Below are 11,380 nucleotides of genomic sequence, written 5' to 3' on the forward strand. Positions count from 1 at the left end.
ATGCTTATTTGGTTTCAATAAATACCTCATTGGCGTCGCCTGAATAAACATAGATAAATCCGGTAAGCGCATATACCTCTATACCGGTAAGCCGGTACTCGTATACATCGCAAATATAGTAGTAAACCCCCGGGGAGACCAGCTGATCCGTGTTATTGATCTTGCCATCCCAGTTGATGTCCTTGTCTTCGGTATAAAACACCTGGATTCCCCAGCGGTTAAAGATGGTCATTTCCACCTTTTCCACATAGGAGGTTCTCTGAGGCCTGTATAAATCATTGATTCCATCTCCGTTGGGTGAAAAAACATTGGGCAGAACATAATTGGAACACTCGTCCAGGCAAAGACTTGTGGAGAGCACCGATTCATTCTGGAAGGAGTCGATGGCTGTTACATTATAGCAGCCCGAAAGTGCAATTTCGGGGTAGTGCTTGTACACGGTGTCGTTACGATCATCGAATTCAGCAATCATGCGGGGAGCTTCGTCGAAGGTGGCCCTGTAATAGAGCCGGTAGCCCACCACATCCTCTGCACAGGAAGGATCGGTAAAAAACCAGGAGAGGTGGTTATATCCGCTGTTACAGGCCGAATACCCGTTCAGCGTGGGTGGACAGGGCGGGATGGAATCGACGGGAGTGGTACAGGCGGTATGGCTGAAGTTTCTGTTCTCGTAAAGGGTGCTGCCCAGCAACCTCCATCCGGTGCTGGTGAGACGATAGCAGTACTCCACTCCGTTTTCCAGTCCTTCGTCTATATAGAGATCCTCTGTGGTAAACCCTATGGAATCATAGCTTCCGCTACCCTGGTTCAGGCGATAGATGGTATAATCATAATTGATCCAGGGCACATTCTTCCGCATCCGGATCACAATCCGGTTGTCTTCTCCCCTCAAATCCGGATAGAGCGAGGAGGCCGACTCTGCTTCCCCGATCCTGAACCTGTTTCCCGGTTCGTTGTTGTATAACTCCACCTTATAGGACCAGGGGAAGAGCTCTGTATTCACCGCCTCGTCGAGCCAGGTGGTGTCATTCAGGTCCGCTGTGGTAAAAGAACCCACCTGGGCCATGTTTTTTCCCAGCAGGTCATCGGAGCGGTATATCAGATACTCATAAGGACCGTTGGCAGGTATGGTATCGAGTCCTTCAGGCCGGGTCCAGGCCACCCGGATGGTTCCGCTGGCGGAGTGTTCTGTGACACTGACCTCCATCATGGAGGGGCTTCCCTCCACAAGCGGGGTACAGTTTTCCGGCGAGGGAAAGCTAAGGGCACCATCGGGGTAAACGGAAACGATCATATAGCAGTACTCATTTCCCTGAGGCAGCCCGCTGCCCTTATTATCATCCACGAACAGGGTGTCCAGCCTGCTTTCAGTTACAGCGATCAGTGAATAACCCGTTTCAGAAGGAACGCCTCCCGTGCAGCTGTCAGGCACATAGGCTGCCGGTCCCGACTTCCGGTAGATCTGGTAGCCGGTAACGGGCAGACAGGTGTCGGCCGGCCAGATGAGGGTTACACTGTTACTGCCGGGGATCAGGGAGGGCATGTCGGGCGACGGCCCCAGAACCTTGATGTTCATATTGCGAATATCCACCAGGGGGGTTTCCGGGTGACTGTCCTCGGCTTTGAAGACCACGGTGTAGTATTGCTCCCTGACATGGGAAGGATCTGTATGCCACTCGAAGAGAGCCTGACTGTATCCAATGGTGGAAGAGGCCTGGTCGACCGTGTAGGTGGCCGGATTCACATCCACCACGAAAGGTCCGCCGGTGGCTAATTGCTGTATGGAATTGTTGTTTTCGTCCGTGGCCACTATTTCCACTGAAAGCACGCTTCCTGCCTCTATGCAATAATCCCCCGGGTCAGTCTGCACGGGAGCGCGATTATCGGTATTATAGACTTCGATCTGCATATCTCTGACTATATTACCAATCTTCACACCCTCCCGCCACTCTTCCACATCAATGGCGATATTGAACCAGCCTGAATCGGAGGGTGTGATCCACGTAAGATCACCGGTAAAGGGATCGATAAAGAGGGTGTCGCTGGCAGGGGGCAGTGTATAGCCTTCAATCGGCCTGCCGTCCTGTTCGGTACAAATGGTCAGCTTATAGGAAAGGCTGTCCCCGTCGGGATCGTAGGCAGCCGGATTATGGATAAAAATCTGACCGAAGGCGGCCCGGTCAATGGGCGGATTCAGAAGTACAGGAGTGGAGTTATTTCCCAGGTCGGGGCTGATCAGGATCGTGGTCTTAATGGAAAAGATCACATTGACCGAGTTGGGTATATTTTTCACATCAGCATTCCTGTTGGGATCCTGCACCACAATCTCGTAAACACCCGGTCCCGGGAAAGTGTGCTGGGTAATGTAGACGTTCTTCTGGTAGAAGTAAGGGAGTCTTGTTATTTCAACACGTTGGGCATAGGAGAAGGTGTTATCGCCCCACTGAACCCCCAGGTCGTCGCGGTCGGCCTGACTGAGGGTATAGGTGAAGGTGGTGATCTGGATCTGGTAGGTAAGATCATCCAGCTGGGTCAGGGTTATCTCACCTGCCCGGTTATGGGTTGCATGCAAAGGAAGGGCCATGCAAACCAGGAACAATATGGGGAAAGTCAGCCTTTTCATTCGCCTACCGCAGTATCACTTCTGCATCATGCTTTTTCACGTCAAATTTTATACCAGTCTCTCTGTTTTTATAAACAAAAATAACCAGATTGCTTTGGTCGGGATAAATATCTACCAGTAAGGTGTTGTAAATGTACAAAGAATTTGGACTCGAGGGGACCAGGGCATGCATCCCGATGGTCATGGCGTCGTCCTCCAGGAGCACCGTATCAATCTTCAGCTCAAGTCCCGGCATCTCTTTCCCCGAAGAAATCCTGAAACACTTGTTCAGGTAGTCACTGAACCAGGCTTTCTCCCGCATAAGGGGATCTCTGAAATCGATGGGTTTGCTATGATAGTGAAAATACCCTACCTCCCAGTCGTCCCTGAATGATTTCATTTCTATGTTCAGCATTCCGTTTTCATATGTTATATTCGTGATGGAAAGATGAAGGGGATGGGCCGGCGAGGGCGCCGGAAAAAGCAGGATCCAGGATAAGATGGCGATCAGTCTCATGCATGTAAAAATACATAAACTTCTAATCTCTTAGCACCCTATGTCTCTGTTTGAGCTCTATTTTAAACTGGGATTGCAGCATATCGCTGATCTGAAAGGCTATGATCATATCCTTTTTATTCTCACTCTCTGCGTGGTATACAGCCTGAAAGAGTGGAAAAAGGTGCTGGTGCTGGTGACCGCCTTTACCCTGGGTCATTCGCTCACCCTGGCACTGGCCACCCTGGACCTGTTGAGGGTGGATGGCGATCTGGTAGAGTTCCTGATCCCGCTGACCATATTTATAACGGCCCTGGCCAATCTTTTTGGCCGGAATCGCCGGGTAAGCTCCCTGCAACACTACCTGAAGTATGCTGCAGCTCTGTTTTTCGGGCTGATCCATGGACTGGGATTCTCCAACTATCTCCGCAGCCTCCTGGGTTCCGGGCGGGGACTGGTACTCCCCCTGTTTTCCTTTAACGTGGGGATCGAGGTGGGGCAGATCATCATTGTTGTTCTGATTATGTTGCTGACCAGGTTTGTGGTGGATCTGCTGGGAGCAAACAGGCGCGAATGGCATGTTATGCTCAGCGGGGCCGGTCTGGGAATCTCCATGGTTCTGATGATTGAGCGATTTCCTTTCTGATGGACTGGCAGGGGATCATAAAGGAGTTTGAAGGGTTCCTGAAGCTGGAGAAGGGCCTGTCGCCCAACTCCCGGGCAGCCTATCTGTCCGATATTGCCAGACTGCAGCTTTATCTGGATAGTTCCGGGAACGACCTTGCACCGGAAGAGCTGGAGCCTGAACATCTGAGCCGTTTCCTGGCCTGGATCAGTGAGCTGGGACTATCAGCCAGAAGTCAGGCCCGGATTCTTTCAGGGATAAAGGCTTTCTACCGCTACCTGCTGATGGAAGAGATCATAGAGAAGGATCCCACGGCCTTGCTGGAAGGTCCCAGACTGGGAAGTAAACTGCCGGAGGTGCTTACGGTGGCCGAGATAGACCGGATGCTGGAAAAGATCGATCTAAGCAAACCCCAGGGGCGCCGGAACAAGGCCATGCTGGAGACCCTTTACAGCTGCGGTCTGCGTGTTACGGAGCTGGTGGGCCTGCAGATTTCGGGAATATTCCGGGCCGAAGGCTTTATCCGGGTTATCGGGAAAGGGGATAAGGAGCGGCTGGTCCCTTTCAGTCAGCGCGCCCTGAAAGAGATCGATCTTTACCTGATCGACCGGAACTCTCTCCCCATACAGCCGGGACACAAGGATATACTCTTCCTGAACCGAAGGGGAAGGAAACTCACCCGGAACATGGTATTTACGATCATCAGGGAGCTTGCCGGGGATGCGGGCATTCAGAAAACGGTGAGCCCCCATACTTTCCGGCACTCCTTTGCCACCCACCTGGTGGAGGGGGGAGCCGACCTGCGGGCCGTTCAGGAGATGCTTGGTCACGAATCGATTACCACCACCGAGATCTACACCCACCTGGACAGGGAGTACCTGCGTGATGCCATTCTCAGTTTTCACCCCCGCTCCAGGTAGCGCTCAGCCCGGGCAGGCATCCAGGATGGCATCCATTAGCCTGTTGTTCTCTTTATGGATACTGATCCGGTCGGGATGATCGTCAAACCACTCCACAGTTTTCTTAATTCCCTCCCTGAAGGGGATGGTGGCAACAAATCCGGGAACAAAACGCTTTATTTTTGTATTATCAAAAATGACACTGTGGGCTTTATCACCCATCAGGTTTCCGCGCATCCATTCCTGTCCCATCGTATCCGCCACCCTGAAAATGAGTTCGGAGGAGACATGCACAGCTTTTAGTTCCGCGCCTGCAGCTTCAGCCACGGACTGGTAGATCTGGTTCCAGTTCAGCAGCTCATCGGAGGTGATGTGAAAACTGTGACCGATGGCTTGCATATGGCCCATCAGGCCCACAAATCCCTTTGCAAAATCCCGCGAATGAGTGATGGTCCAAAGGGAGGTCCCGTCCCCGTGTATGATCACCGTACCTCCTTTTCTCATCCGGTCGATAATGGTAAAATCCTCCCAGCTTCCTATGGCCACGGGAATCACGGTCTCATAGGTGTGGGAAGGTCTTACAACGGTAGCGGGAAATCCATTTTCACGGTATGCCTTCATCAGAAGCTCCTCGCATGCAATTTTATCCCGGGAATAGTCCCAGTAGGGATTGGCCAGGGGCGTGGATTCTGTAATAACAGGATGGCTGGGAGGTTTCTGGTAAACGGAAGCTGAACTGATAAAAATATACTGGTCACAGTTGGCAGAGAAAAGCTGAATATCCCGTTCTATGTCGGAGGGAGTATAGGCAATGAAATTAACCACCACATCGAAGTGTTTTCCTTTTAGTAAGGTCCTCACCTCTTGAACGTTGTTAATGTCGACTTGGATAAATCCGGCCTCTGACAAAGTGCTGTGGCCTCTCTGCCCCCTGCTCAGAATCGTCAGTTCAAAGCCGCTGGCAAGTGCAAGTTCTGAACAAGCCCTGGAAATATTCCCGGTCCCGCCAATGAAAAGTGCTTTCATTTTACTTACTTTATTAGTTCGCTAAAAATACCAAGTTAATGAAAGCAATGATGCTAACGGGCATTCGGCAGATGGAAATGAAAGAAGTGCCTGCTCCGGCCATCCTGGATGAAAGGGATGTACTGATCAGGATGAAGACCCTGGGCGTTTGCGGATCAGATATACATTACTATGTTTCCGGAAAGATCGGCGATCAGGTGGTTAAGTACCCTTTTACTGTTGGACATGAAGGAGCAGGCGAGGTGGAGGCTGTTGGAAGTGCCGTTAGCCGGGTAAAGCCGGGCGACCGGATTGCCATCGAGCCTGCCATGCCCTGCGGAGAATGCGACCAGTGCAGGGGAGGGCGGCCACATACCTGCCGGAAGCTGCGCTTTCTGGGTTGTCCCGGTCAGGCCGAAGGTTCTCTTTCCGAATATATCGTAATGCCTGAAAGCAGCTGCTACAAAATACCGGACCATATGAGCTTTGATGAAGCTGCCATTTCGGAGCCCCTGGCCATTGGCCTGTATGCGGTGAAGCAGTCGATCCCCATGGAGGGAGCCAGAGTGGGGATCCTGGGATTCGGCCCTATTGGAATGAGTGTTCTGCTGCCTGCCCTGGCCTTGGGTGCCAGTGAGGTGTATGTAAGCGATAAGATAGATGAACGCCTGAAAATTGCCCGGAAAAGCGGCGCCCGGTTAACGGCCAATCCCGACCGGGAAGATGTGGTGGAAAAGATATCCGGGCAGGTACCGGAGCTTCTGGACGTGGTATTTGAGTGCTGTGGCCAGCAGGAAGCCATCGATAATGCTGTGGATCTGCTGAAACCAGGAGGAAAGCTGATGATCATCGGGATCCCGGAATTTGATCGCTGGTCCTTTCCGGTGGATAAATCGCGGCGTAAAGAACTTTGCTTCCAGAATGTGAGAAGGCAGAACGAAGCCGTGCAACCCGCCCTGGATATGATGGCCGCAGGCGAGATATCCGTGGCTGACATGACCACTCACCGCTTTCCCTTTGAACAGAGCAAGAAGGCCTTTGACCTGGTGGCGGCTTACGGGGACGGGGTCATGAAGGCAATGATTGATTTTAACTAAGCTTTTGGCTACTTTCATATTCGAATCTTAAACATTAAACGACAAGCATGAAGAACATTCTGATTACCCTGATCCTGGCAGCCCTGCCCCTGGCTGTCATGGGACAACCCGAACAGCCGGTCGAGCAATGGACCGGAAAGACCATTCTGTTGATCGGGGCTCATCCCGATGATGACTCTTATTCCATGGGAACCCTGGGCATGCTGAATGCCAATGGGAACGAGGTCTATATCGTAATACTAACCACCGGAAATGTGGGAACGCAGGATCCCGACCTGGGGATGATGGACCTGGCCCTGATCCGCAAGCAGGAGGAGCAGGCAGCCCTGGCCACCATGGGTATTCCCACCGATCACTATATCAATCTGGGTTATGACGATGGCATGCTGGAATACGAGGATACGAAAGAGGTGGTTGCCAAGCTGGTGAGGATGATCCGTAAAATCAAGCCGGATGTTCTTTTCTCCTTCGATCCGGGAAAGGGAAGTGTGCGCTGGCACAAGGCCGACCACCGGGCTTCTGCTCAGCTTTCGGCCGATGCCGCCCGGGCGGCCATGTGGCCCCTGATGTTCCAGGGACAGATTACGGTGGAGGGACTCGAGGCCCACACCATCCCGGAATACATGCTCTACGATTCGGCCGAAGAGGATAAAAATACCTGGGTGGATATCTCAGAATGGGAGGAGCGAAAAGTGGAGGCCCTGATGAAATATGTAAGCCAGTTCAGCTCCGGATGGTCCGATTACAAGGGTCCCGAGATGTCGCCTGAGGAAGAGAAAGAAGTGAAAGCAGCTCTGAGCGAATGGATTCACGAGAAAAAGGACGGGAAGCCCATGGAAGGCTTCCGTCACTACAAAGGCCTTCCCGACGATCTTGGCAGATAAGACATTATATGCAATAACCATAAAAAAATACCAGACCATGAAAACTATTTGTTGTACGACCCTTATTTTGTCTTTATTCGTGTTGACTGCCTGCAAGCAGGATCCTGTTGGACTGGGAGCCAAGGCTCCCGCAGGGGCAGAGCTTCTGTTTGATGGAACCGCCGAATCGCTTCATGAGAACTGGATCTACTGGGAGGGTCCCAGGTTTGCCGCAGAAATGCCTATAAAATGGGAAATTGTGGAGGATCCGGTGGATGGCGGTACGGTCATGAGCAGCGACGATCCCGCGGTGGTGGATCATAAATACGGTTCGGCCGATATTGTGACCAAAAAGGAATACCGCGATTTCCGGCTCCATGTGGAGTTCCTGATCGAACAGCCTGGAGGAAACTCGGGTGTTTACCTGCAGAACCGCTACGAGATCCAGATTCTGGACGGCGATTCGACTCGGCACGGAATGGCCGCGGTGATCAATGAGATCGACTCTCCTTACTATGCCTATAATGGTACAGGGAAATGGAACTCCTATGACATGGTCTTCCGGGCTGCCCGTTTTGAGAATGGGGAACGTATTGAAAAGGCGCTGGTTACCAACTACTTCAATGGCATCAAAGTCTATTCCAATATCGGAATCAACCAGGTATGGGGAGGAGCCAATTCAGGAATCGATGGCGGCAATGATGGCGGCAAAGGGATCACCGACACACCCGGAGGCATTAAGCTGCAGGCCGAGGGGTATTCGGTACTATACCGCAATATCTGGATCAAGGAGCTGGATCTGGCGGAGGCGGATACCGATTTTTAAGACCAGTTCCTTCATCATTAGTGACAAATTTAACCAATAAATAAAAGATTTTGAAAATTTTTAAGTTTTGATTTTAACCTATAAATGAGGTATTTTTGAACAATTAATGATTTTTATAGCAACTTGACAATTTATAGGTTATGAAATTAGGAGATAAGATAAGTACCTTACGTAAAGAAAAGGGACTGAACCGCGATCAGTTCGGTAAGATGATCGGCACCTCCGGAGCTGTTATTGGTAGATATGAACGGGATGAAATAACCCCTTCCGTGGAGATTGCTAAAAAAATGGCCGATGCCTTAGAAGTTTCTCTGGATTATCTGACCGGCAGCACTAACTATCTCATACAGGATAAGAAAATGCTTTATCGATTAGAGCTCCTTGAAAAAATCGACAAACCGGAACGCGAAAGGATCCTGCATGTAATGGATTCTTTGCTCAGGGATGCACAAATGAGCTTAACTCACCAAAAACTGGCCTGATCATGAACCTGCAATATATTTCAGACAACAAGGGAAAGACCACTGGAGTTTTCATTCCTATTCAGGAATGGGAAGACCTGAAATCAAAATACAAGGGACTGGAGAACGAAGAAGTGGATGTTCCCAATTGGCACAAAGATCTGGTAAGAAAACGCATGGATGAGTACAGGAAAGATCCAGATATTGCAATGGACTTTGATGCTGCAATGGATGACATTGAAAAAGAGCTTTAATGCATAAATCCATTATACTCCCTCTTGCCAAAGAAGATATCCGGGAAGCGGCCCATTGGTACAATAACCAAAGCCCTGGACTGGGAAAAAGATTCACAGAGGAAGTCCGCGACAGCATCCAATTCATTAAGCAAAACCCCACAGCCTGCAGCATACGCTATGATGAGGTCAAAACAGCTGTCCTAAGGGTATTCCCGTTTATGATCCACTATACAGTGGATGAGGCTAATAAAACCGTGATTATCTCTGCCGTGCTGCACACCAGCCAGGATCCAGAAGTGTGGAAAAGAAGATATAAATCAGGTGACCCATTCAAAATCAAACGAAAATCCTTCATTGTTAAGTTCTTGCCTTTGTGCTTCAGATAAAGGCATTATGATATAATGCTCATGGGATACAGTTGACAGTATCTCTTTACCTTTACTAATCAAACACACATCTTCAATAAAATAATTCTTCCAGTTCGCATATTCCTTTTTCAAAAGGAACTGCTTCACATTCTCAGATAAATGAAACCGGATGATATCTCCGCTTTGATAGATTTTACCTTCTCTTGTTTTTATAATCTCATAAGGTTCCCCCGGCAGCACTTCGGCAAGCGATGACTTGTAATCCTTGGAAAGAGCATTAAACTCCACTGTATCTGCGCCTTCAAGAGCCAGATCAAGAAGGTGTCTCCATTGAGCATCTGACTTCACGGAACTATCACAATAGTACTTCTCCATGGCTTAAAATTCAGTTAATCAATTCACTAGTACTAATAAAAGTACTTCCAATATTTAAGGGACTCAATGGATGTGTATGGGCTTGTATTCGTAGCCCCCACCTTGATGAATAAACACCACTGTTAATTGCTCTAAATGTTGACGCTTCACCAATAAAAAGTGCCCAGGAAGCTGTATTGAAAAATGCATCTACACGATCATTTCCTCTAACTAATTCACCTGTTAAATGAACGGAATTTGGCCCCCTAAAAAAAGACTGTGCTGTAACAATGGCACCATCAACAAAATTATAGGATAGCCTATTAAAGAAATTTTTGCTACGACTCCATTTATGCATACCTGAGGGATTCCATTGTCTGAGTTCACCAGAATTACCCTCAAAAGCTGCGATAGAATAACCATGTGGGTAGGAAGATATAATATCAGTACCACTCATAGACACTCTTGATGCCGCTTCCCCATAAATATCATCAATTGGGTCATTCAGCCATGATACAGGAGTGAGTGGTGTTGAAAGAGAACTAGAGGATTCCCATCCAGGATTCCTTGGTGAGAAGTTTATACTGAGGTCTCCTTTCTCCCATATATATCCATATCTTTGTTTGCCCGGTAAATATGTTCTCACAAATCCTCCCAGACTTCCTGAAATATTAAATGAACCGCCGCCGCCTCCAAATGTGCCAAGATAGCTTTGCCCGGCAGATGTAGAGGCACCATATCCTCCGTAATATGAAATCCCGCCAAACGGATTCCATTCCCCGCCATCGTGACTATTCAAAAGGTTTCTGACGATATCATTGAACTGTTTAGTCGTAAGATAACCTGTCGGATCGATAAAGCGAAGGGGATTAATCAGGGCATAGGTATACCTTATGAATTCATCGATACAACAGTCTTTAAACATTAACTATCCAGACTACCTTTCTTATTCAGGAAAATATATTTCCTCTATAAATTCAATTGAATCACTTTTTTCAATTCGATTTAGGTATTCGATTGCTTCATCCGTTGATATTACTCCTGAATTTACAAAGTAATTGCATCGTCTTAAATAATAAGGATTTAGGGTATTAGAATCTGGAGTAAGAATTAAGTTTGATAATCTAGTAAGTTTAATTGTAAACTCTTCATTCTCCCAAATTACTGTGTTACATCCATCTTCTATCATGTTATACTGAGCACTATGAAATTGAAGGTTGTTGTTCTCCATGCTATATGAATAAGGTCCTAAGAGTCCATTTTCGCTTGAGTAAAATGATATATAATTGGAATCTATGATTACTTCTGTGTATACATTTTCATTTTCAATGTAGAACCAAGAACCAATTAAGTTAATACCCCTTTGTTCCTTCTTCTCAGGTATACAACTAAATACAAATGTTAAAAGTAGCGTATATATAACGTAGTTCTTCATATTTATGGATTTATATTGTGGTATAGCTCTCTTAAATAGGGTCTGCTGAAAAAGTCATTTAATATACACATAATGTTGATAATCAACACGATATGTTGATATCTTAAATGCTT

13 protein-coding genes are annotated in these 11,380 nt (G+C 48.3%); 7 read left to right on the forward strand and 6 right to left on the reverse strand.

The window, feature by feature from the left end:
* Positions 1–4: 4 nt before the first annotated feature.
* Together P1P86_02990 and P1P86_02995 are read right to left on the reverse strand one after the other, a co-directional pair.
* Positions 5–2,623: a gliding motility-associated C-terminal domain-containing protein gene (locus P1P86_02990; GenBank protein ID MDF1574142.1), complete on the reverse strand. Its 2,619-nt coding sequence runs from the start codon at positions 2,621–2,623 to the stop codon at positions 5–7.
* 4 nt (positions 2,624–2,627) lie between these two features.
* Positions 2,628–3,119 (reverse strand): hypothetical protein, encoded by a 492-nt coding sequence (locus tag P1P86_02995; GenBank protein MDF1574143.1) that lies wholly within the window; start codon positions 3,117–3,119, stop codon positions 2,628–2,630.
* A 40-nt stretch (positions 3,120–3,159) separates the two neighbouring features.
* On the opposite strand from P1P86_02995, the gene P1P86_03000 reads away from it, so the two are divergent.
* Both P1P86_03000 and xerD read left to right on the forward strand, forming a co-directional pair.
* Complete coding sequence (locus P1P86_03000) at positions 3,160–3,744, forward strand: HupE/UreJ family protein (GenBank protein ID MDF1574144.1); 585 nt, start codon at positions 3,160–3,162, stop codon at positions 3,742–3,744.
* Positions 3,744–4,643: a site-specific tyrosine recombinase XerD gene (xerD, locus tag P1P86_03005; protein ID MDF1574145.1), complete on the forward strand. Its 900-nt coding sequence runs from the start codon at positions 3,744–3,746 to the stop codon at positions 4,641–4,643. Before P1P86_03000 ends, xerD begins: the two co-directional genes overlap by 1 nt.
* Positions 4,644–4,646: 3 nt before the next feature.
* Here the strand turns inward: xerD and P1P86_03010 are convergent, their stop codons facing one another.
* Positions 4,647–5,648: an SDR family oxidoreductase gene (locus tag P1P86_03010; protein MDF1574146.1), complete on the reverse strand. Its 1,002-nt coding sequence runs from the start codon at positions 5,646–5,648 to the stop codon at positions 4,647–4,649.
* A 38-nt stretch (positions 5,649–5,686) separates the two neighbouring features.
* On the opposite strand from P1P86_03010, the gene P1P86_03015 reads away from it, so the two are divergent.
* The 5 genes from P1P86_03015 to P1P86_03035 all read left to right on the forward strand — a co-directional run bounded on the left by P1P86_03015 (position 5,687) and on the right by P1P86_03035 (position 9,128).
* Entirely contained in the window at positions 5,687–6,724 is a 1,038-nt protein-coding gene (locus P1P86_03015; GenBank protein ID MDF1574147.1) for an alcohol dehydrogenase catalytic domain-containing protein, read from the forward strand.
* A gap of 47 nt (positions 6,725–6,771) precedes the next feature.
* The gene (locus P1P86_03020) at positions 6,772–7,608 is read left to right on the forward strand and encodes a PIG-L family deacetylase (GenBank protein MDF1574148.1); all 837 of its coding nucleotides are present in this window, start codon (positions 6,772–6,774) and stop codon (positions 7,606–7,608) included.
* A gap of 37 nt (positions 7,609–7,645) precedes the next feature.
* On the forward strand, positions 7,646–8,413 hold the full coding sequence (locus tag P1P86_03025) for a DUF1080 domain-containing protein (protein MDF1574149.1): 768 nt from the start codon (positions 7,646–7,648) through the stop codon (positions 8,411–8,413).
* Between the two features lie 140 nt (positions 8,414–8,553).
* The gene (locus P1P86_03030; protein ID MDF1574150.1) at positions 8,554–8,895 is read left to right on the forward strand and encodes a helix-turn-helix transcriptional regulator; all 342 of its coding nucleotides are present in this window, start codon (positions 8,554–8,556) and stop codon (positions 8,893–8,895) included.
* Positions 8,896–8,897: 2 nt separating this feature from the next.
* Positions 8,898–9,128 carry an addiction module protein gene (locus P1P86_03035; GenBank protein MDF1574151.1) on the forward strand — a complete coding sequence of 77 codons (231 nt, stop codon included), beginning with the start codon at positions 8,898–8,900 and terminating at the stop codon, positions 9,126–9,128.
* Between the two features lie 299 nt (positions 9,129–9,427).
* On the opposite strand, the gene P1P86_03040 is transcribed toward P1P86_03035, so the two are convergent.
* From P1P86_03040 to P1P86_03050, 3 genes are read right to left on the reverse strand one after another with little or no spacing between them, the layout of a single operon-like run.
* A complete protein-coding gene (locus P1P86_03040; protein MDF1574152.1) occupies positions 9,428–9,853 on the reverse strand; it encodes a hypothetical protein in 426 nt (141 codons plus the stop codon).
* A 10-nt stretch (positions 9,854–9,863) separates the two neighbouring features.
* A complete protein-coding gene (locus P1P86_03045; protein ID MDF1574153.1) occupies positions 9,864–10,757 on the reverse strand; it encodes a hypothetical protein in 894 nt (297 codons plus the stop codon).
* A 21-nt stretch (positions 10,758–10,778) separates the two neighbouring features.
* Positions 10,779–11,267, reverse strand: a complete 489-nt coding sequence (locus P1P86_03050; GenBank protein MDF1574154.1) for a hypothetical protein — start codon at positions 11,265–11,267, stop codon at positions 10,779–10,781.
* Between the last annotated feature and the right edge of the window lie 113 nt (positions 11,268–11,380).

Source organism: Bacteroidales bacterium (assembly GCA_029210725.1).
In the GTDB taxonomy this organism is placed as follows: domain Bacteria; phylum Bacteroidota; class Bacteroidia; order Bacteroidales.

What these genes read in the sequence shown, in the direction of transcription:
- xerD (MDF1574145.1), top strand. Translation starts at nt 3,744, where the DNA reads ATGGACTGGCAGGGGATCATAAAGGAGTTTGAAGGGTTCCTGAAGCTG.
- P1P86_03020 (MDF1574148.1), top strand. Translation starts at nt 6,772, where the DNA reads ATGAAGAACATTCTGATTACCCTGATCCTGGCAGCCCTGCCCCTGGCT.
- P1P86_03010 (MDF1574146.1), bottom strand. Translation starts at nt 5,648, where the DNA reads ATGAAAGCACTTTTCATTGGCGGGACCGGGAATATTTCCAGGGCTTGT.
- P1P86_02995 (MDF1574143.1), bottom strand. Translation starts at nt 3,119, where the DNA reads ATGAGACTGATCGCCATCTTATCCTGGATCCTGCTTTTTCCGGCGCCC.
- P1P86_03035 (MDF1574151.1), top strand. Translation starts at nt 8,898, where the DNA reads ATGAACCTGCAATATATTTCAGACAACAAGGGAAAGACCACTGGAGTT.
- P1P86_02990 (MDF1574142.1), bottom strand. Translation starts at nt 2,623, where the DNA reads ATGAAAAGGCTGACTTTCCCCATATTGTTCCTGGTTTGCATGGCCCTT.
- P1P86_03030 (MDF1574150.1), top strand. Translation starts at nt 8,554, where the DNA reads ATGAAATTAGGAGATAAGATAAGTACCTTACGTAAAGAAAAGGGACTG.
- P1P86_03025 (MDF1574149.1), top strand. Translation starts at nt 7,646, where the DNA reads ATGAAAACTATTTGTTGTACGACCCTTATTTTGTCTTTATTCGTGTTG.
- P1P86_03050 (MDF1574154.1), bottom strand. Translation starts at nt 11,267, where the DNA reads ATGAAGAACTACGTTATATATACGCTACTTTTAACATTTGTATTTAGT.
- P1P86_03000 (MDF1574144.1), top strand. Translation starts at nt 3,160, where the DNA reads ATGTCTCTGTTTGAGCTCTATTTTAAACTGGGATTGCAGCATATCGCT.
- P1P86_03040 (MDF1574152.1), bottom strand. Translation starts at nt 9,853, where the DNA reads ATGGAGAAGTACTATTGTGATAGTTCCGTGAAGTCAGATGCTCAATGG.
- P1P86_03045 (MDF1574153.1), bottom strand. Translation starts at nt 10,757, where the DNA reads ATGTTTAAAGACTGTTGTATCGATGAATTCATAAGGTATACCTATGCC.
- P1P86_03015 (MDF1574147.1), top strand. Translation starts at nt 5,687, where the DNA reads ATGAAAGCAATGATGCTAACGGGCATTCGGCAGATGGAAATGAAAGAA.